The sequence below is a fragment of the Streptomyces sp. NPDC093260 genome, from assembly GCF_040683715.1.
In the GTDB taxonomy this organism is placed as follows: domain Bacteria; phylum Actinomycetota; class Actinomycetes; order Streptomycetales; family Streptomycetaceae; genus Streptomyces; species Streptomyces sennicomposti.
In genome coordinates this window covers 145,640-165,569 of record NZ_JBFBEK010000011.1, presented here as the reverse complement: position 1 = coordinate 165,569, position 19,930 = coordinate 145,640, and the positions used below count along the sequence as shown (strand labels likewise).

16 protein-coding genes and 4 pseudogenes are annotated in these 19,930 nt (G+C 70.6%); 7 read left to right on the top strand and 13 right to left on the bottom strand.

Translation table 11 applies throughout. From position 1 onward, the window contains the following. Positions 1-232: 232 nt before the first annotated feature. Complete coding sequence (locus AB0N63_RS16590) at positions 233-1,321, top strand: GDSL-type esterase/lipase family protein (protein WP_365529616.1); 1,089 nt, start codon at positions 233-235, stop codon at positions 1,319-1,321. Between the two features lie 75 nt (positions 1,322-1,396). Here AB0N63_RS16590 and AB0N63_RS16585 read toward each other — a convergent pair. After that, positions 1,397-1,555 (bottom strand): annotated as a pseudogene (locus AB0N63_RS16585) (IS5/IS1182 family transposase); the annotation flags it as partial. 80 nt (positions 1,556-1,635) lie between these two features. On the opposite strand from AB0N63_RS16585, the gene AB0N63_RS16580 reads away from it, so the two are divergent. Together AB0N63_RS16580 and AB0N63_RS16575 are read left to right on the top strand one after the other, a co-directional pair. After that, positions 1,636-1,872, top strand: coding sequence for a hypothetical protein (locus AB0N63_RS16580; RefSeq protein ID WP_365529614.1), 237 nt, complete (start codon positions 1,636-1,638; stop codon positions 1,870-1,872). 429 nt (positions 1,873-2,301) lie between these two features. After that, positions 2,302-2,463: pseudogene (locus AB0N63_RS16575) on the top strand (IS5/IS1182 family transposase); the annotation flags it as partial. Between the two features lie 147 nt (positions 2,464-2,610). Here AB0N63_RS16575 and AB0N63_RS16570 read toward each other — a convergent pair. The 7 genes and pseudogenes from AB0N63_RS16570 to AB0N63_RS16540 form a co-directional block, all read right to left on the bottom strand. Then, a complete protein-coding gene (locus AB0N63_RS16570) occupies positions 2,611-4,236 on the bottom strand; it encodes a multicopper oxidase family protein (protein WP_365529612.1) in 1,626 nt (541 codons plus the stop codon). Positions 4,237-4,671: 435 nt separating this feature from the next. After that, entirely contained in the window at positions 4,672-5,022 is a 351-nt protein-coding gene (locus tag AB0N63_RS16565) for a hypothetical protein (RefSeq protein WP_365529610.1), read from the bottom strand. Between the two features lie 265 nt (positions 5,023-5,287). Then, positions 5,288-5,437: pseudogene (locus AB0N63_RS16560) on the bottom strand (IS5/IS1182 family transposase); the annotation flags it as partial. Between the two features lie 19 nt (positions 5,438-5,456). Further along, the gene (locus tag AB0N63_RS16555) at positions 5,457-6,071 is read right to left on the bottom strand and encodes a TetR/AcrR family transcriptional regulator (protein ID WP_365529608.1); all 615 of its coding nucleotides are present in this window, start codon (positions 6,069-6,071) and stop codon (positions 5,457-5,459) included. Further along, entirely contained in the window at positions 6,071-6,919 is an 849-nt protein-coding gene (locus AB0N63_RS16550; protein WP_365529606.1) for an oxidoreductase, read from the bottom strand. Before AB0N63_RS16550 ends, AB0N63_RS16555 begins: the two co-directional genes overlap by 1 nt. Before the next feature lie 244 nt (positions 6,920-7,163). Next, positions 7,164-7,608, bottom strand: a pseudogene (locus tag AB0N63_RS16545) (VOC family protein). A 222-nt stretch (positions 7,609-7,830) separates the two neighbouring features. Continuing rightward, entirely contained in the window at positions 7,831-8,481 is a 651-nt protein-coding gene (locus tag AB0N63_RS16540; RefSeq protein WP_365529774.1) for a helix-turn-helix domain-containing protein, read from the bottom strand. Between the two features lie 175 nt (positions 8,482-8,656). Between AB0N63_RS16540 and AB0N63_RS16535 the strand changes: the two genes are divergently transcribed. Then, positions 8,657-10,117 (top strand): MFS transporter, encoded by a 1,461-nt coding sequence (locus AB0N63_RS16535; protein ID WP_365529604.1) that lies wholly within the window; start codon positions 8,657-8,659, stop codon positions 10,115-10,117. A 650-nt stretch (positions 10,118-10,767) separates the two neighbouring features. Here AB0N63_RS16535 and AB0N63_RS16530 read toward each other — a convergent pair. Continuing rightward, positions 10,768-11,331, bottom strand: a complete 564-nt coding sequence (locus AB0N63_RS16530) for a TetR/AcrR family transcriptional regulator (RefSeq protein ID WP_365529602.1) — start codon at positions 11,329-11,331, stop codon at positions 10,768-10,770. Positions 11,332-11,449: 118 nt separating this feature from the next. Between AB0N63_RS16530 and AB0N63_RS16525 the strand changes: the two genes are divergently transcribed. Next, entirely contained in the window at positions 11,450-12,922 is a 1,473-nt protein-coding gene (locus AB0N63_RS16525; protein ID WP_365529600.1) for an MFS transporter, read from the top strand. A gap of 122 nt (positions 12,923-13,044) precedes the next feature. Here the strand turns inward: AB0N63_RS16525 and AB0N63_RS16520 are convergent, their stop codons facing one another. The 4 genes from AB0N63_RS16520 to AB0N63_RS16505 all read right to left on the bottom strand — a co-directional run bounded on the left by AB0N63_RS16520 (position 13,045) and on the right by AB0N63_RS16505 (position 17,820). Further along, entirely contained in the window at positions 13,045-14,751 is a 1,707-nt protein-coding gene (locus AB0N63_RS16520; RefSeq protein WP_365529598.1) for a TlrC/CarA/OleB/SrmB family ABC-F type ribosomal protection protein, read from the bottom strand. Positions 14,752-15,745: 994 nt separating this feature from the next. Continuing rightward, on the bottom strand, positions 15,746-16,177 hold the full coding sequence (locus AB0N63_RS16515; RefSeq protein ID WP_365529596.1) for a hypothetical protein: 432 nt from the start codon (positions 16,175-16,177) through the stop codon (positions 15,746-15,748). Positions 16,178-16,457: 280 nt separating this feature from the next. After that, a complete protein-coding gene (locus tag AB0N63_RS16510) occupies positions 16,458-16,961 on the bottom strand; it encodes a fasciclin domain-containing protein (RefSeq protein WP_365529594.1) in 504 nt (167 codons plus the stop codon). Positions 16,962-17,304: 343 nt separating this feature from the next. Beyond that, on the bottom strand, positions 17,305-17,820 hold the full coding sequence (locus AB0N63_RS16505; protein WP_365529592.1) for a hypothetical protein: 516 nt from the start codon (positions 17,818-17,820) through the stop codon (positions 17,305-17,307). A 135-nt stretch (positions 17,821-17,955) separates the two neighbouring features. Between AB0N63_RS16505 and AB0N63_RS16500 the strand changes: the two genes are divergently transcribed. Together AB0N63_RS16500 and AB0N63_RS16495 are read left to right on the top strand one after the other, a co-directional pair. Next, positions 17,956-19,212 (top strand): histidine kinase, encoded by a 1,257-nt coding sequence (locus AB0N63_RS16500; protein WP_365529590.1) that lies wholly within the window; start codon positions 17,956-17,958, stop codon positions 19,210-19,212. Continuing rightward, positions 19,200-19,850 (top strand): response regulator transcription factor, encoded by a 651-nt coding sequence (locus AB0N63_RS16495; protein ID WP_365529588.1) that lies wholly within the window; start codon positions 19,200-19,202, stop codon positions 19,848-19,850. Before AB0N63_RS16500 ends, AB0N63_RS16495 begins: the two co-directional genes overlap by 13 nt. The last annotated feature ends 80 nt before the right edge of the window (positions 19,851-19,930 follow it).

Here is a 19,930-nt window from a genome sequence, read left to right as displayed (position 1 = left end):
GCCCGCCCGGCTCGGCAACTGCAGCGACCCCGTCTCTTGTCCGTCTGCCCGGCCGGCGCGTGCCCTCCCCCACGCGAGAGTCGGAAGGGCAGTACACACCAGCGGGGCTTGCGCAGATGGGTACGCTGCTTGGGCGATGTCGGTTGGTCGTGGCGCAGCGGCGAGAAGAGCGGATGTGACTGGCGAACTACGTGAGATCCCACTGACCGGCGGTCCAGTGAGGTTCCGCGGCGTGCTGGATCTGGAGCGAACCGAGACTGGCGTGTTGCCCTGGCGGTTGCCCACTTGGACACGGGCGCAGTTCCCGGATGAGTCCGTCGAGCGGATGGCTACGTTGTCGTCGGGAGTACGGCTGGCCTTCGTGACGACTGCGACATTGCTCGAAGTCGAGGCGCTCACGACCGTCACGCAGTACGAGGGCAGTACCGAACGCTCTGAGCCCGGAGCCCTGGAACTCGTAGTCGACGGGACTTTGTTGCGCAGGGAGCCTCTGCCCGCGGGCAACGTGTTGCATGTGTCGGCCGGGCGCGGCAGGACGGTCCCGGGTCCGTCCTGCCGCGTCACGTTCGATCAGTTGCCGCCGGGAGAGAAGGAGATCGAGCTGTGGTTGCCGCAGCAGTCTCGTACCGAGCTCATCAGCCTGTGGGCTGACGCCGCGGTCGTACCGCCGCCGGCCACCGGTCGCCGCAGCTGGCTGCATCATGGAAGTTCCGTCAGCCACTTCCCGGAGGCCGGCTCACCTGCCGACACCTGGCCCGTGATCGCCGCGGCCCTTGGCGGGGTGGAACTCGTCAATCTCTCGCTGGCCGGTAATGCCCGGCTCGATCCGTTCGTGGCCCGTGCGATCAGGGACGAGCCGGTCAGCCTCATCAGCCTCAAGCTGGGTCTCAACGTCGTGACTGGCGCGTCGTTCCGGCGGCGTTCCTTCGGACCAGCGGTGCACGGGTTTCTCGACACCATCCGTGAGGGCCACCCGGACACCCCCTTGCTGGTGGTTTCCCCGGTGATCTGTCCCCCGGTGGAGGACACCCCGGGCCCGGTGACCCTCACCGCCGACGGATGCTTCACAGCGCTCGGCACGCCCGCCGACATCACGAGCGGGGCGCTCACTGTCAACGTCGTACGTGACGAGCTGACCCGCATCGTGACCGCTCGCCAGGTGCACGACCCGAACCTGCACTACCTGGACGGCCGTGACCTGTTCGGCACGGACGATATCCCCGACCTTCCTGATGGCCTTCACCCCAACACCGCAGGCCACCGCCGCATCGCCGAACGGTTCGCCGGAATCGCCTTCACGCCTCCGGGCCCATTCGCCTGAGGGTTTCAGCGCACTCTCGATGACCAGGGCGCATTCCCGGTCGTTGTCCAGCAGCGCGGTTCTCCAGAACGCGCGACGGTGCGTCATCCATGCCCGTCGGATGGTGCTACACACGGTGTTGATCGTGTCGGCGATGTCGAAGAAGGCGTTGACAACAGTGGCCCGTCGTCCACAGCAGCAGGCGAGTCGGTGGAACGCGTTCTGCCAGGCGTGCGTGCGCTCGACGTGCCAACGCTGCGCGACGTGCAACCCTTCGCAGCGGGCCCACGTCTTCTCCGTCGACGATCACGACCGCAGGAAGAGGACCCAAGGTGATGGACCGCCAGCGAGACCAGGACACCGGAGCCGCACCCACCGAGGACGTTGCCTGGTGGGGACTCAGGGTGACCGGAGGAGTGGTCCTCGCCCTGATCGGAGCAGGGCTGCTCCTGTGGCTGGTCCTGCGCGGAGACTCGACTGACAGCGACTGGTCCCACTACTACGGGGCCGGCAAAGTCCTGGCGATCGGATGCGTCGTCGCCGGGACGTCGCTCCTGGCTCGCCGCCGCTGAACGGGTCCGCGAGGCGTACCGCGCCACGTTCGGCGCCCCGTCGGCGGACGAGAGGGGCAGTACGCCACCAGGTCGCGCCTCAGTGGCCGTCCGGACCGAAACCCCGACCAGACAGCCGCACGGCGAGAACACCCGCCTCACCGCCGCGACTGGACAGTCCGGCGCCGCGGCCGTCTGCCCGGCTCACGGCCGCTGCCATGGGTCGGACAGAACGATCCGCGGATCCGGCAACATCAGACCCAGGGCGGCGCCACCGCCGACGCGACCCGACATCGGACAGGGGACACCGCGCGGCCCCGGCCGGCTGGAAGCCGGCCGGGGCCGCGGACAAGCACGTGATCGTGAAGAGCGGTCGCCTACGCGGCGGAAGGCTCTGCGGGGCTTCAGCCGAACGATCGTCCCTGCAGACAACAGGTGAGGCCCGGGGACAATGTCCCCGGCCGGATCGACTGGAGCATGGTCGGCGTCGATTCCACGACCTGCCGCGCTCATCAGCACGCGGCTGGTGCCTCCACCCGTGCCCCGAAGATCCCGGGTCGGCGCAGGAGCCCGGCACGTCACCGTCCCGATGAGGCCCTGGGACGCTCGCGAGACGGGTTCACGAGGTCTTCCGGCCGCGTCGCCGGCCTGCGCCATGGGTGCCGGCTCGGGCCCACTCCTCATCCGAGAGATCTCCCCGCCCCCTGTCCCACGGAACGAGTGCTCAGCGGGAGCGTCACGCGACCCGTCGGACAGGTCCTAGTCGACGACGTCGATGTAGCTCATCATGCCGTTGTCTTCGTGGGCCGCGATGTGGCAGTGGAACATGACCTTGCCGGTGAAGTCGGAGAAGGGGACGCGGATGACCACCTTGCCGGGCACGCCGTTGACCGCGTGGGGCACCGGGACGGTGTCCTGGCGGCCGACGAAGGACTGGCGGACGCCGTTGATCGAGATGACCTGGAAGGAGTTGGTGTGGAGGTGGAAGGGGTGGTCCTCGCCGCCCTCGTTGGTGAGGGTCCACTCCTCCACGGTGTTCAGCTTCGCGGGGGTGTTGAACACTGAGGAGTCCATGCGGAACTGCTGGCCGTTGATGAGGAAGCCTGCCGAGTCGTCTCCGCTGAGTGTCACACTGCGGCTCTGCGCGATGGAGGCGTTGGACAAGTCGGCAGGCGAGGACGGCAGCGCGCCGGAGACGGTAGGAAGCTGGACCTGTGAGCGACCGGCGACATTGACCTTGAACAGGGGGGTGTCGGGGTAGTTGTCACCGTCCGGCCCGTTGCCGAAAGCAAGGCTGCGCAGGGTGGTTTCCCCGGGCTGCCTGCCGGCGGTGACCAGCACGTCGTAGCGCTTGCCGGGAGGCAGCAACAGGGTGCCGGCCGTCGTCACCTTGGCGGCCGGCACGCCGTCCTGGCCGATGACCGTGAACCGGTATCCGTCGAGCTGGAGGTGGTACCAGATGTCAGCTCCGACGTTGCCCAGGCGCCACAGCTGGGTCTCACCGGGCTTGATGGTCAGCGCGGGCAGCAGCTGCCCGTTGACCAGACGTACCGTCGGGGCGTCGGAGTCGATCGACGTGGTGGCGGTGTTCTGGACGATGTGCCCCGTCCTGTCGAGCTGAACGTCCTTCAGGTTCACGGTGTGCGTGGTGATGTTCCGCAGGGCGGGCGGGAGCAGGGCCCGATCGTCTCCGACGACCATGGCGCCAGAGAGGCCGGCGAAGATCTGGTTCTCCACGTCGCCGGGGGAGAAGCCGGCGCTGGGTGACGGCGTCATCTCCATGCCTGCCATGCTGGAGCTGTCCGAGGGGCAGGTCGTGCCCATGGCGTGACTGTGGTACCAGTACGTGCCGACCGGGTGGTCGGTGGGCAGGTTCAGGCGGTAGTGGAACGTGGTGCCCGGGGCGACGCAAAGGAACGAATCGTCCGAGTCGTTCGTCGGAGAGACGTGCAAGCCGTGGAAGTGCAGGTTGGTCGCTACCGAAAGGTTGTTGACCAGGGTGATCGTGGCGTGTTCGCCCGGCAGGAGGTGCAGGGTCGGGGCAGTGAACGAGCCGTTGTAGGACTGGCCCCGCACCTGCTTTCCCGCCACCTCGAAGCGCGTGTCGTGCGCGTCGAGGGTGATCGTCATGTTCGGACTGGTGGCGGTGTCGAGGACCGGAGGGTCGGCGAAGGGCTGTCCGGAGATCATGCCCGCCTGCTGCTGGGCCGTCGACAGCGGCTGCTCCGTCGTGGACGCCAAGGTCGGGGCGGCCGATGCCCCTCGGGTGTACACGACCGCGGCGGCAATGACCAGGAGTGCGGCTGCCAGCGCCTGGACGGTTATGAGGTGCCGTCTCGGCTGGCGGCGCTTGGCATCCGGCACGTTGCCGGCTGAGTTGGACATCGGTTCCCCTGTTGGTTTGGTCCTGCGGTGCAGTTGGTCTGTCGCCGAACGCCGCACGCAGACATGGGCGTCGGCTTGACAGGGCACAGCGTCCTCGGAGCGGTCGCGTCGGGTGGTTGTCGCCGGACGAGTCCGGATGTCATCAGCTGTGCGGCTTCACTGTGGCAGTGGCTGGTATCACTGCCGTCTCGTCGGCGTCTTGTGCTGCTCCGGCCGCCGGCGCCGCCGTGCCGTGCTGTGCTGTGCTGTGCCGTGCCGGATCGTCGGCTGTCGGCGCGTCCTGACGCCTGCCCGGAGCGGAGAGGGGGCGTGGGCCTGCGTGGAGACGATCGTCTTCGACACGACGACGGATCAAGTCGAGCACGGCACGGGCGACTTCCACCCCCGCACGGCGGAACTGCCGGCGCTCCGCCGCGAAGACCCGGGACTCCTCACTTACGTGGTCCGGCCTGTGATCGGGGCGGCCGGTGCCGTGGTCGGGGCCTGTGGTGAGGGTGTGTCGCCGGAGCAGGAGAGGCGGCAGCCCGTGCCCGGGCCAGGCGTGCGGGGCTCGCCGGGGCGCGGGTCGTTCAGGGCGCGGCCGCCGGGCCACCGCGACAGCTTGGCGGACAGGGCCACGCCGTCGTCGACTTCCGCGGTCCGCCGCCCTTGGATGTCCGGCAGCAGACCGTCCAGCGGCCCGCCAACCCGTTCGGCGTAGGTCCGGTGTGGGAGCGAGCCGGGGTTGGGGTCGCCGTGCTCCGCGCCGTGGACCCGACCGTTCAGCAGCTGCTCATCGCCGTTCATTCGCCCAGGCCTTGCGGCCGTCACCGACAACGCGGGCTTGCCCAGCACCGCCTGGGCTTGCTCGCGTGGCCGTGGCCGCGGGCTGCCCGGGTCAGGCGCGGAAGCGGGAGAGCCAGCCGCCGGCCTTCTGCCCGGCGGCCTGTTCTGCCTCCTGCCGCAGGCGCTCCCGCTCCTGGTGCTCGCGTTCGTCGGCTTCGGCCTGCGCTTGTACTGCGACGGCCCGGTCCTGGCAGTCCTCGCACAGGTGCGGGGGTGCGACGGGCGCTCAGAGGTCCTGACAAAGGTGTTGGACGTGGCGGTGGGTGATGAGGCAGGTGGCGAGGCCGAGGAAGGCTTCACGGATGTCGTCGCGTCTGTCCCAGCGGATGCGCAGGCGGCGGGAGCCGTGCAGCCAGGAGATCGTCCGCTGTCTCACCGCGTCCATGGCAGACACCTCACGTGTTCAGGCCGGCGCTGGTCAGCCAGATGTGTTCGCATGTCGCCGACGCCTCTTGGAGCTTCTCGCGGGATTCCTGCGAAGCATGGTAGAAGGTCCGCTCGATCATCCAGCACAGGGCGCGTGCCATTGCCGGGGCCTGGTCCGGTGCGGCGCCGGCCTGGATGCCGGCGCGTTGCAGGACGGCGGTGATGGCCGCGATGAACAGGTCAGCAGTGTGCTGCCACAGTTCACCGATCTCCGGCACGGTCAACGACAGGTCGATCGCCGTGCGCATGACCGGGCCGTGTTCGTTCCACAGCTCGACCGTGCGCTGCATGGCTGCAGAGACGGCCTGGCGTGGCTCGTCGGTCTGCGCGGTGACCCGGGACCGTTCCCACAGGTGCTCGACGGTCCGGGCCACGAGTGCCGTGACCACTTCTTGCTTGGAGCCGAAGTAGAAGTACAGGGCCCCGCGTGTGATGCCGGCGCCCTGGGCGATGTCGCCGACGGTCATGGCGTCGTAGCCCCTGTGTGTCAGCAGGGCTTCGCAGGTGTCGAGGATGGCCCGCTCCCGGACATCCCCCTTGCGCTCGGTGGTGCGGCGGCTGCGCGCGGAATGGTGGCCGGGCATCAGAGCTGAGCGCCCTCAGCGAAGTCGGTCGTACGCGAGAGCGTCTCCCACGCACGGATGTCCTCGTCCACGGCCGTGCGCGCCGTGGTGACCAGCCGCAGCGCGTCCGAGCCCAGGACGAGGTGGGCCGGCGGCTGCTCGACCGTCGTGATGTGCACGACCGCTTCCCCCGCCTTGGCCGGATCGCCCAGCTGGTTCCCGCTGGCCTTCTGCCGTGCTTCGCGGATGGGGGTGAACAACTCGTCGTAGTCGTCGACGGTCCGCGCGGCACGTGCCATGGACCGTCCGGCCCAGTCGGTGCGGAAGGAGCCGGGCTCGATCGCCGTCACGTGGATTCCGAACTGCGCGACTTCCTTGCCCAGTGCCTCCAGGATTCCCTCCAGGGCGAACTTGCTGCCGCAGTAGGCGGACATGCCGGGCACGGCCATGAGCCCGCCCATGGAGGTGACGGCCATCAGGTGTCCGCGGCGGCGGCGGCGCATGTGGGGCAGCGCCGCCTGCAGGGTGGCCACCGTCCCGAACACGTTCACCTCGAACTGCCGTCGCACCTCGGCCAGCGGGGTTTCCTCGAAGGTTCCCTCCAGGCCGTAGCCGGCGTTGGCGACGACGACGTCCAGAGGGCCGACGCTCCGCTCGACCTCCGCGACCGCGCCGAAGACGGCGTCACTGTCCGTCACGTCCAGGATGCGACCGTGAGCGTGACCGGGCCTGAACTCTTCGAAGGCCCGCAGGTCCTTCTCCGAGCGGACGGTGCCGATGACGGTGTGCCCGGCGGCCAGGGCGGCTTGGGCGAAAGCGCGCCCCAGGCCCGTGCTGACGCCGGTGATGAGCCAGTTCCGCTTCTCCATTGTCCCTCCAGAGAGGTCTCACGAGGAGCCGGGTCGCCCCCTTGAGCAAAAGTCTACAGGGTGTCGATTTTTATCGTCGCTACGTCGATTCCGCTACCCGGTGGTGAAGGTCGCCCATCTCGCTCGATTCCCTGGCGCCTCGTGGCGCATCCGCCCCGTACGACGGATCTGCCGTCCGCCACAAAGCGGCGTTGCTGGGCGCAGCCGTCGACGAGTGGCTGTGACCAGCAACGTCACGACGCCTTCAGACGACGTCGAATTCGTTGCCCTCGGGGTCCTGCATAGCGGCGGCGTACAGCCCCATGTACGGCTCGTCCTTGATCCGCAGCACCCCGACTTGGACCAGCCGCTCCACTGTGGTCCTGACCCGCTGTGCGCGGATTTCCAGCAGGACGTCACGGCCCCCACCGACCCTCAGGTCGAAGTGCCACCGGTTCCTGGCGGCCTTCGGCTCCGGAACCTGCTGGAACCACACCCTCGGTCCCCGTCCCGCGGGATCGACGATCGACTCCGGAGTATCCCCGGCACCGGCCGGCGACTCCTCCTCGGGAACCCCCATCGCCGCCCAGTAGGCACGCCACGTCGTGCGCCCGCCCGGCGGAGGCTCAGGCACGTAGCTCAAGGACCTCGGCCCAGAAGGTGCCCATTCTCCGCGGATCGGAGCAGTCGATTGTCAGCTGCACTGTCATCTCCGTCCTCGGAGCATCCCCGGCAGGTGTGACAGACGGCCCACTTCCGCAAGAGACCCTGAGAGGTCGTTTCACCTGGGTCAACCGAGTATCCAGCGATGTGCAGGCTGCCGGGTCGTGGTGCTGGAGATGCGGATTGCTTCGCGCTGGTCAGGCGAGGTGGCAGATGAGGCGGGTGTTCGGCGGCCCGCATCACGCAGGCCGACGGCAGCGACGGTTCGGTCACCTGGTTCCGGCCTGAAGGCGGAGGCCTGACAGAGTCAGGTCCAGCGCGGCGAGAAACTGGTCTCTGTCGTCGTGCACCGCGAATTCGTCGGCGATCTGCTGCACGAAGGGGAATTCGGCGCCGTCGAGCGACCGCCACTGCTCGGCGAAGCGGTCGAGGTACGCGTGGCGGTCCACGTGGCCGTCGAGCAGTTCCTGCGGGATTTCCACGCCCAGGTCGGCGGCCGTGCCGACGACGACGCCCGTGATCGCCGACACTGCGTGGAAGCGCTGGCGCGGCGTGAGGTCGAGGCGGAGGGTCTGCTGACCGAGCTTCTCGTACAGTCGCAGCGAGTTGCCCTGCACGTCGGTGTTGCGCATGAAGTAGGCCGACAGCCAGGGCCGGTCGACGATCGCGTCGAACAGCGTGATGGCCATCGCACGGAGGTCTGCGATCGGGTCGTCGCTCTCCGGCTGCCCCTCGACGAGGGCCAGGACCCCGCCGATCGCGTGGTCGGTGGCGCGGTCGAGCAGTTCGTCCTTGTTCGAGACGTACCAGTAGATGGTGCCGACGCCGGTGCCGAGACGGGCGGCGAGCGCACGGAACGTCAGTGCCGGTGCGCCCGCCTCGTCTAGCAGGGCCACGGCGGCGCCGAGGACCGCCTCCAGCGAGTGCGAACCACGCTTGCGTCCGCGAGGAGAGCCTTCGGTGGAGAGTGCGCCCGGGCCTGTCATGGCATCCATCCAACCACAGTGTGGCGGTACATCGAACCTCGTTCTATTATCGAACCTCGTTCCAACATCGAACGTCGTTCGTTACGGCGTTCAGAAAGGGGGGCCGGTCATGACCGCCGTCGCCACTTCCGCTTCACCTTCGAGCCGTTCCTATCCGTCGTTGCGCGCGGCCTGGATCCCGCTGGCCGCGCTCTGCCTGGCCTTCTTCGTCGAGATGGTCGACAACACGCTGCTCTCGATCGCGCTGCCCACCATCGGCCGCGACCTCGGCAGCGGCACGACCGCCCTGCAATGGGTCACCGGCGCCTACTCGCTGACCTTCGGCGGCCTCCTCCTGACGGCAGGGTCGCTCGCCGACCGGCTCGGGCGACGGCGCGTGCTGCTCGTCGGCCTCGCCGCGTTCGGGCTGCTCAGCCTCTGCGTCATCGCCGTCAACTCCGCGGGGCAGCTCATCGCGCTGCGCGCCGGGCTCGGCATCGCCGCCGCCGCCATGGCGCCCATCACCAACTCCCTCGTCTTCCGGCTCTTCGACGACCAGGCGCTGCGCATGCGCGCGATGACCCTCATGATCGTCGTCGGCATGTCCGGCTTCGTCCTCGGCCCGCTGCTGGGCGGCACGGCCCTCGCCCACGTGCGCTGGGAGTGGCTGCTCGTGGTCAACGCGCCGATCGCGCTGATCGCGGCCATCGGTGTGCGCCTCGGGGTGGCCGCCGACCGGCCCGAGGACCTGACCAAGGACCGGCTCGACCTGCCGGGCGCCGTCCTGAGCGTCCTGACCATCGGCCTGGCCTGCTACTCCCTGACCAGTGGCGTCGAGCACGGCTGGCTCTCCACGGCCACCGTCGCGTCGATCCTCGGCACCGTGGCCGCGGGCGCCGCGTTCGTGTGGCACGAGCGCCGCAGCGCCGCGCCCATGCTCGACCTCAAGATCTTTGCCAGCGGCACCGTCCGCGGCGCGGCCATCGCCCAGACCGGCACGTCCATCGCAATGGCCGGCGTGATGTTCGGGCTGATCCTCCACTTCCAGTACGCCTACGGATGGAGCCCCGTGCGAGCGGGCCTCGCGAACCTGCCGATCATCGTGACCATGATCGTCGCGACGCCGCTGTCGGAATGGCTCGGCAAGCGGTTCGGGCACCGGGTCGCCTGCCTGGTCGGCGCGGCCTGTCTGGCCGCCGCCCTGGCCGGCCTCGCCTGGGGCGTCGACCACGGGTACGCCGCCATCGCCGTCTCCATGGTCGTGATGACGATCGGGCTGCGCACCGTCATGACGATCTGCGCGATCGCCCTGGTCGACGCGATGCCGGCCAACCGCACGTCGATCGGCACCGCCCTCAACGACACCGCCCAGGAGGTCGGGACCAGCGTCGGCACCGCCGCCGTCGGCACCCTGATAGCGGCACTGGTCACCACTCAACTGCCCGCGGGCGTGTGGAGCGCGGACCTCGTGCAGTCCTTCTTCCACGGCGAGCGGATCACGTACGCCGTACTCGCGGTGATCGTCGGTCTGATCGCGACAGGCGGTGCGCTTACGCTCACCGACTCCCACTCCGTCGAGGAGCCGGCCTGATCGCGGCCGGGGCCGGTCGAACGGGACACGCGACAGCCGGCCACCTGTCGGGAGAACGGCCGGGTCCGAAGCGTCGTGCTACCCGCCGACCTGTCTCTGACGTGGCGCCCTGGGCCAGCTCGGCGATCCGGCAGCAGGCGCCCGTCAGTGTTCACTCATCAGGTGTGTCAGGAGCTGTGGTAGCGGCTGTGACCGTGTCATGCCGCTGCGCGGTAACCGGTGAGCGACACCATCACACGACAGAGCGGCCGAGTTGAACTCGATCGGCGCGAGCACGCACAACCGCGGCGACAGGGTCTCCTGGATCTCGGTCGGTTTCGCAACCCCGAGCTGCCAAGAGGCCCTGTTCCCATGCCCACAGCCAGCCACGACCACCCGGTCGAGACTCCCGTTCGCCACCCACCCCTCAACATCGGAACGACGACAGCTACTCAGCTGAGGGTGTGCCGAACCAGGCGGACCGGCCCCAGATCATGAGCGAGGGCCCGATCGCCACGCGCAGTCACAGGTGTAGGACCTGGAGGCAGTGAGGCCCGCGTGCAGGCGCACGCCGCTCCGCGCGGCCGGGCCCGGCCCTGTGTCCGTGAGGCGGCCGGCAACGTCGTCCCGTTGGCGCCGTCCAGGGCAGCCCGAACGAAGGGCCTTCCTGCTCACAGCATCCGGTCGACCAGCCCGTCCACGTACCCCGGGGTGAGTTCCATGCCGAACAGGACGCGGATGTACATCGGTGCCAGGACATGGTCCAGGAAGTCGAACGCGTCGGGCGGATCCTCGCCCCGTCCACGGGCGCGATCGAACATGGACTGCAGTTGCCGGGTGCGTTCGGCGCGCAGGGCGTCACGAGCCTGCGCGCCCTGGTCGCCGGTGCCCGCCAGGGCGACGGCCAGACGGAGCAGCGCCAGTCCGTCGGGCCCGGTGATCTCGCGGGCCACCTGGGCCGCGTACGTGCGCAGGTCACCGGCGAGGCTCCCGGTGTCGGGCATCGGTGACCGCGCGTTGAGGCGGGTGAGCGCCACATCGGTGAGCAGGGCCTCCAGGCCGCCCCACCGGCGGTAGACGCTGCTGTCGGCCACGCCCGCGCGAGCCGCGACGTCGCCGACGGTGAAGTTGCCGTAGCCGCGCTCATTGATCAGGTCGGTGACGGCCTGGTGCACCTGCGCGCCGACGCGGGCGCTGCGCCCGCCGGGCCGCCGGGCTGGCTGTGGCTCATTCATGCCCCCACTGTAACCCCTTAACGCAGCCACTACTTGCGTTTGGGTCAACACCCCCGTACGGTTCGACTAACGCAGTCGACGACTGCGTTAGTAGCTTTGCTCTTCGGGAGGAACTCGCATGGCTGTATCGCCCGCAGCGGCCCCGGGCAGTCGGGCCAACCGGTCCGTACTGCTCACGGTGGCTTGCCTCGGCCAGTTCATGGTCCTGCTCGACAACACGATCGTCGGGGCGGCGCTGCCCGACATGCAGCGCCGGCTGGGCACGCAACTGACGGGTCTGCAATGGATCGTCGACGCCTACGTCCTGCTGGTCGCCATGCTGCTGCTGTCCGGCGGCGTCTTCGCCGACCGGTTCGGCCGCAAGCGCGTGTACCTGACCGGCGTCGCGGTGTTCACCGTCGCGTCGCTCGTGTGCAGCCTCGCGCCCTCGCTCGGCTGGCTGGTCACCGGCCGGTTGCTGCAGGGCATCGGGGCCGCGGCGCTCAGCCCCGCCTCGCTCGCCCTGCTCGCCGCCGCCTATCCCGTACCGCGGGAACGCGTCAAGGCGATCGGACTGTGGGCCGGACTCAGCGGCATCGGCCTGGCCGCGGGCCCCGTGGCCGGCGGCGTACTGACGCAGGCCTTCGGCTGGCCCGCCATCTTCCTGGTCAATCTGCCCATCGGCCTGCTCCTGCTGCTGCTCGGCCGGCGCCACCTCGAAGAGACCCGCAACCCGAACGCCCCCGCGATCGATGTCCCCGGCACGGTGCTGTCCGTCCTGGCGGTGGGGGCGCTGACCTACGGGCTGATCGAGGGCGGTGCCCGCGGCTGGACCTCGCCGGTCATCCTGTCCGGATTCGCCGCCGCGGCGCTCCTCCTCGCCGCCTTCCTCACCGTCGAAGCGCGCCATCCCGCTCCCATGCTGCCGCCGCGACTGTTCCGTCAGCGCCTGTTCACCGTCTCCAACACCGCCATGGTGGTGGTCGGGTTCGCGCTCATGGGCTCGTCGTTCTTCTTCTCCCAGTTCTTCGTCTACGTCCAGGGCAGCTCGATCCTGCGCGCCGGCCTGCAGACCCTGCCGATGTCCCTCGCCATGGTGGTCGTCAGCCCGTACGCGGGCCGGCTCGCCGCGCGGTACGGTTTCCGCGTCGTGGTCACCACCGGCCTGGCCCTGGCCGGCCTGGGACTGCTGGCGCTCGGCACGGTGCACGCCGACACCGGCTACACGAACGTGTGGTGGCGCCTCGCCCTCGTCGGCACCGGCTTCGCCCTCACCCTGTCCCCTCTGACCGGGGCCGCCATCCAGGCGGTCAGCCCGCAGGAAGGCGGCCTCGCCTCAGGCGTCAGCAGCACCACCCGGCAGATCGGCGCGGTGCTCGGCGTCGCCCTGCTCGGCGCCGTCGTCCGCACCCGGCAATCCGGCGGCGCCTCCTTCGAGGCCGGCCTCGACAGCGCCTTCCTCGCCGCCGGCGCCGTCACCTTGGCCACCGCCGTGTTCACCGGCCTCCGACTGACGAGGTCCGACCCCGCGCATGCCCCGGCGCCGACGCGACGGCCCACCGTCGAAGCCGCACTCGCCACCACGAACCAGGACCCGGCGAACCGCCGTTGACGGCGTGTGACGAGAGGCGATCGATGTGGACGTCGTCAAGACGAGGAACGGTTCGGTGCGGGGGATGCGGACGGCCGCCGATGTCGTCGCCGTTCCCGGTATCCCCTTGGCACCGGCACCCCTCACCCGCCCGCCGCCGTGAGGGCCCTTGAGAAGCGGGCGGACTTCCCGCTCCTTTGTCCGTGAGCTGTGCTCGCCAGTTCCAGATGTTCCCCCCGGAACCGGGCACGCAGGGCTCGATCGTGTGTGACCAGCACGACTGCCCCCGGGAACTCGGTCAGCGCTTCCTCCAACTCCTCGACGAGCGCCGGTGACAGATGGTTCGTCGGCTCATCGAGGAGCAGGAGATCGGCGGGTTCCGTGACCAGACGGGCGAGGTCCACACGGCGGCGCTGACCGTACGAGAGCTCGCCCATCCGCAGCCGCAGTTGCGCGGGGCGGAACAGCCCGAGGGCGAGCAGCGCGTCCGCGTGCTCGTCGGCGGAGCCCACCCGGTTCAGCGCGAACGCCTCGGCCACCGTCAGCTCCGGCGGCCACGGCGTCTGGTCCTGGCGCAGATGGCCTACGTGGCCCGGCGCCCGCACCGAGCCCTCGTCGGGCCGCACTTCACTGGCGAGGAGCTTCAGCAGCGTCGTCTTGCCGGCGCCGTTGGGACCGGTGACCAGAAGCCGGCTGTCACGACCGAGGACCAGCGACTCCAGGCGCAGGCGATCGCCCACGCGCACGCCCGACAGCTCCACGGCGCACGTCTTCGGGGAGGCGGTCCCCGTGCCGTCCGTGACAGGCTCCGCCGTCCCCGTCCCCGTCCTCAGCCGCGCCGTGAAGGCCAGCGGGTCCGGCGGCGGCGTCACCGGCTGCGCGGTCAGCCGCTCCAGGCGCTCACGGGCGTTGCGGACGCGGGCCATCGCGCCGTGCGCCCGGCCGCGGGCACGGAACCCGCCGTGGCCGAAGTTGGCCAGCGCCGCTTTGCGCGGGACGGCCGCGAGGCGGACCGCGTGGCCGACGGCCAGCCGCTCGTTGCGAGCCAGCTCGGACCGCCACTCCTCGTACTCCTGGAGCCGACGGCGGCGCTGCGCCGCCTTCGCCGTGCGGTAGCCGCTGTAGCCGTCGCCGTAGCGGGTGATCTGTCCCGCCTCGACCTCCAGAATCGTGTCCGTCAGACGTTCCAGGAAGACGCGGTCATGGGTGACGGCGAGCACCGTGCCGCGGTGCGCCCGCAACTGTGCCTCCAGCCACTCGATGGCCTGGTCGTCCAGGTCGTTGGTCGGTTCGTCCAGGAGCAGCAGTTCCGGCCGGCCGGCGAGGACACCGGCCAGGGCGAGACGTGAGCGCTCACCGCCGGAGAGGGTGCACAGGAGGCGTGCGCGGCGCAGCCCCGGCAGGCCGAGATGGTGCAGCGCGACGTCCACCCGGTGGTCGGCGTCGTAGCCGCCCCGCGCCTCGTAGCGCGCCAGGAGCGCCCCGTACGTGGCAAGGGCCGCCGGGTCCGCACCGCCACCGAGCGCCCGCTCGGCCCGGCGCAGTTCGGCCTCCAGGGCGCGCAGGTCCGCGAGGGCCAGGTCGACGGCGTCCTGCACGGTGGCGGTCGCGGACAGGGGAAGGCTCTGCGGCAGATAGCCGACGCCGCCGGCGGCGGTCACGGCCACCTCGCCGCTGTCCGGTCGCTCCCGCCCCGCGACAAGGCGCAGCACAGTGGACTTGCCCGCACCGTTCTCCCCGATGAGCCCGGCCTTGTCGCCCGGCTTCAGCGTGAAGGAGATCTGGTCGAGAACGACGCGGCCGGGGTAGCGCTTGGTGACGTGGTCAAGGGTGAGTTGTGAGGTGTGCATATCAGGGTCCTCCTGGCCATGCGGGTACGAGCCCGGGCCGGTTCGGGGCGGATGGCTGCACGGCTGGGCGCGGCGACGGCGGAGCGAAGCTCTACGCGGTCGGCACCGGTGATGTCACAGGGAACCCATGTGCGGAAGGCTACGTCAGAACAGGCGATCCGGCAAGACGATACGTCTCGCCTCGTTTCGGGTGGGGTGGCACGCGCCCGAAGCCGCGAGCAAGCGCACCGACGGCCGGTCCCGGCCTGATCGGGGACGGAGAGCCACAGGGGCCGCCGCTACGTGCGGGACCCAGTCCCCGGCGGCGGGCAGGAGGGGCGCCGGATGGGCCGGTGAACCGCCACGGGGCACGACGACCAGCGCGCTGAAGAGAACGTGGGCCGGCTCGCCCGCGCCGGTGTGTTCCTTAAAGCCGAACCGCGAAGTCCCGGTGCACGGCTCATCGTTCGCCGTGTCCGCCCCCCTTCGAGCGGTGCGGCGCACTGCCCGGAGGGGGCGCACCGACGCGTGGCTTCTTCGCCGACTTCGCCGGCGACCTCCGCCTGATCACCGCACCACGACGAGGGTGTGAGACAGCGCGGTGAGGTGGTTGGCGCGCACCGTGCCGCTGGCGACCTCGGTGGCAGACGGCGCGGGGCAGGGAGGAGGCCACCGTCGGCCTCACCCAGGTCCCGTGTCTGGCCACCCTGGTAGCCCGCGCCCGCCCCCTCGCGCCTGCCCGCTCAGGCGGCACCTCGTCGCCGACCATCAGGGCCGCACTCTCTGACCGACGCCGGCCAGGGCGGATGCACGACGCGACCGCCACACGCAACGAAGGCCTCGGGACCCGTTCCAGCACTTCGCGGACGTGGAAGTACCCCTGGACGAGGGCCAGGAAGCCGGTGTCGGACCAGTTCGGCACCGCGTCCCCGCCCTCGCACGGAGCAGGCATCATCGCCTTCGATCCCCAGAAGCGGTTCCGTACCGCGCGTGGCGAGGCGGCGCGGTCACACGGCTATGGACGAGCAGTGTGTCGTCGGGGCCTGCGGCGCGGGCTGTGGACGAGAAGCGGAACGGCCAGGAGGAACAGAGCGCCTTCGACGGCGAGGCTGGCCAGTCCGAGCGGCTCGGTCCAATTGCCGACGTCGTCCCGGTAATCGGGCAGGCCAGGCCCCCTGGAGAGGACGTAACCCAGTATGGGACCGGCGGCGATTCCGGCCGCCAGCAGCCATCCCGCCCGGACACGACCGGCCAGGAGCAGCACCGCGGCGACCACGGCCGCGATCTCGAGGACGTGGTAGGCGATGCCGATGTAGTAGGGGTCCCTGGTGGCGGTGATGCCGCCCTGGTCCACGACATGGACCCCGGCCACCACCAGGCACAGCAGCGCTCCCGCCCACCTGGCCGCCCAACCGGCCCCGGGCGGTTCCACAGCGTGGTCCGACATGCGGTGGTGTCCCCTCTTCCGTCCACACCGGCACGACAGGTCGCGGTCAGGGCCCTTCCGCCAGGGGGCCCCGAGGCGGACTCCCCGTGCTGCGACGGCCGTTCACGAGCGGCGCCTCAGCATGCGGCCGGTGCGGTGACCGCGCGCCGAGGTGCCCGCGGCTTCGGCGGGGCGGCGGACGAAGCCCTCGACGGACACGGATCCGCTGTTCGAAGACCGTCTGCCGGGGCTCTCACGCCGAGGCGACCTGCCCCGTCCGCGGGGCAGGTCGAAGGGCGTGTCAGGAGGGCGGTCGGAGCACGGAGTCGATGACGTACACGGTGGCGTTCGCGACCTTGATGTTCCCGCAGACGATGTGCGCCTTGCCGTTGACCGTGAAGTCGGTGCCCGATCCCGAGGTGGTCAGTTTGCCTCCCTCGACCGTCTTGAACGAACCCTTGGACAGCTCGTCGGGTGTGATGCGCTTGTCCACGACGTGGTAAGTGAGCACCTTCTTCAGTTGCCCGTCGTTGCCGAGCAGGGAAGCGAGCTGGGCCTTGTCGACCTGCTGGAAGGCCTGGTTGTTGGGTACGAACACGGTGATGCTGGGCTTCCCGTCCAGGGTGCCGTTCAGCCTCGCCCTGACCGAGGCCGCGACGAACTGGCTGAGCTGCGGATACGCGGCCGCCGCCTCGACCACCTTGTCCTTGGCCGTGTCGGCCTTCTGGGACAGGGCCGAGCACCCGGGCCCGAACGGTCCCGAGGGACTGGGCGACGGGCTCAGGGCGTGGCTCTGCGTCGCCACACCACCCAACATCAGGGGCACCGCGAGAGCGGTCGCCGTGGCCGCTTTCGCCGTTCGGACACCAGTGGACCTCATGACATACCGTCTTTCCGTCGAGAGGTGAACGCTGTGGGTCTGCACCGCGGGAGTCATAGCTCTGTGACCGCGGGAATCGCCGCTTCGGGCCGGGTGGGACACGGCAGGTGCGAGGGCCTTCGTTCCCGTCCCACTCCCCCAGCGTATCCAGGCGTCCCGATGACCGCATCCGCTCCGCCCGCCGGAGGCAGCGCCGGAGCACGCGTGCTTGACGGGTCCGACGCCCGGTCGCCGCGCCGGGACCGGTCACGTGGTCGGGCGGTCGGCGTCACGCGGACCGGCTCAGCGTCCGCAGCGCCAGCCGACCGCACAGCGCGGCGAGCGGCAACTCGGCGCCGAGCGCCATGGCGACCGCGGTGGCGAAGTCGCCGCCCGGGGCCGCGGTCGTGGTGTCGAACCAGGCGTCCACCCCGAGCAGCGTCGCGGTCGCGGCGGCTGTCAGGGCGTGCCGCCGGTCGCCGCGGGCGGCGAGGAGGCCGGTGGTGATCAGGCCGAGCGCCTCCAGCGCGTCGAGCCCGACCCAGGCGACCGGCCAGTGCTCCGCGGTCGCGGTGGCCGGCAGGCCGGTGGCCAGCACGCACAGCCACGGCAGCAGGGCGAGCCCGCAGGCGACCAGCAGCCACCCGGCCCGCCGCATGCCCCGCGCCGGGCGCGGCTCCTCCGCCTCTTCGTGGAGCGCAATGACCTCGGCGCGGTCGAAGCCCCCGGCACCGGCCACTTCCTCATCGCACAAGACCGGTTGACGCATCGTCTTCCCCCGCTTCCCGTCAGCTGTCTCCTTCACGTGCTCCACCCTCCGCCGCGCACCAGGGCGCCGTCAGTCACGCAGGGTTCCGACCCGGGGTGGAGACAAGTACAGCCCCGAGCCGGGCGGGAACGTCATGGCACGGGGACGGCCCGCGGCTCTACCGTTTGACGCATGCAACTCACGACGTGGCCGCAGCCGGTGCTGGGCCGCCCGTTCCGCAGGGCGGGACACCGGACCGCGCTCGTCGCCGCCGGCCTGCCGCTCCACCTCGCCGTGGTGCCACTGTGGCTCTGGCTGCTCGGCACGCTGGCGGCGTTGGTACCGGCCTTGACTCCGCTGCCCGTGCTGCTCACGCTCGTGGTGACACCTCTGCTGACCGTCGGGCAGCGGCTGCGCTACCGGGCGCTCGTCGGCAAGGACCTCCCGCGCCCCGACGTACCCGGGCCGGGACGCAGCTGGAAGTCGGCGGTGCGCCGGCTGACGGGCCGCACCTTGTGGCGGCAGGCCTGCTACCACGCCGTGGCGGGTCCGCTGCTCGCCGTCCTGGACCTCGCCGTCCTCGCCGTCTGGGTCTGCGCTCTCGTGGGCGCCTCCATCTACGTGTGGATCTGGGCGCTGCCCCCGCAGTGGCGCGTCACCGACCTCGGGTACACCACGCAGGCCGCCTACATCACCGCCGGCGGTCTCGCCCTGCTCCTCCTCGGGCCCCGGCTGACCGGCGCTCTGGTGCGGCTGGAGACCCGTGCGGCCGAGGTCCTGCTCGGCCCCAGCCGCACGGAGAAGCTGGCCCGCCGGGTCGCCGACCTCGCCGAGAGCCGGGCCGGCGTGCTCGACGCCGTCGACGCCGAGCGGCGGCGGATCGAGCGCGACCTGCACGACGGCGCGCAGCAGCGCCTCGTCTCACTCGCCGTCAACCTGGGCCTGGCCAGGGCCACCCTCGGCGACCTGCCGACGGATGCCCGCAAGGTGATCGACGAGGCGCACCGCGAGGCGAAGGAGGCGATCGCCGAGCTGAACGACCTGGTGCGCGGCCTGCATCCGGCCGTCCTTGAGGACCGCGGCCTCGACGCCGCGCTGTCCGGGGTCGCCGCCCGCCTGCCGATCCCGGTGCGCGTGGCGGTGGACCTGTCGCAGCGCCCCTCGCCCACGGTCGAGGCCGTCGCGTACTTCGTGGTCTCCGAAGCCCTGACGAACGTGGTCAAACACGCCCAGGCGACCCGGGCGGACGTGACCGTGGAGCGGATCGGGGAGACACTGCTGGTGGTCGTCGCGGACGACGGAGCGGGCGGCGCGGATCCCGCGGCGGCCGACGGCACCGGGCTCGCCGGGCTCGCCAAGCGCGTCGCGTCCGTCGACGGCACGTTCACCTGCCGCAGCTCCGCCGGAGGCCCGACCGTCATCACCGTGGAGCTGCCGTGCGCGCCGTGATCGCCGAGGATTCCCTCCTGCTGCGCATCGGCGTGGTCAAGGTGCTGGAGGCGGCCGGTTTCGAGATGTGCGCGCAGGTCACCGACGCAGAAGGGCTGCTGGCGGCCGTCGAGGAGCACCGGCCCGACATCGCCGTGGTCGACGTGCGCATGCCGCCCGGCTTCACCGACGAGGGAGTACGCGCTGCGCTGGTGATCCGCCGCCAGTACCCGCGTACCGCCGTGCTCCTGCTGTCGCAGTACGTGGAGGAGCGGTACGCCGCCGATCTGCTCGCCGCCAACACCTCGGGCGTCGGCTATCTGCTCAAGCAACGCGTCGCCGACGTAGAGGAGTTCGCCGTGGCGGTACGCCGGGTCGCGGCCGGCGGCACCGCGCTCGACCCGCAGGTCGTCGCGCAGCTGCTGGTGCGCCGGCACAGCGATCCACTCGACCGGCTCACACCGCGCGAGCGGGAGGTGCTGGAGCTGATGGCGGGCGGCCGGTCCAACTCCGGCGTCGCCGCCGAGCTGGTGGTGAGCGAGAGCGCTGTCGCCAAGCACATCAACAGCATCTTCACCAAGCTCGACCTGCCCAAGGCCGACGCCGACCACCGCCGCGTCCTGGCGGTGTTGCGCTTCCTGGGCGTCGCGACCGCGTAGTACGCGATCCTGCCCGTACGCCCAGTCGACAACCGTGCTGATCGCCGTTCGGTGGGGAACGCGGCACCTGCGGACAGGTG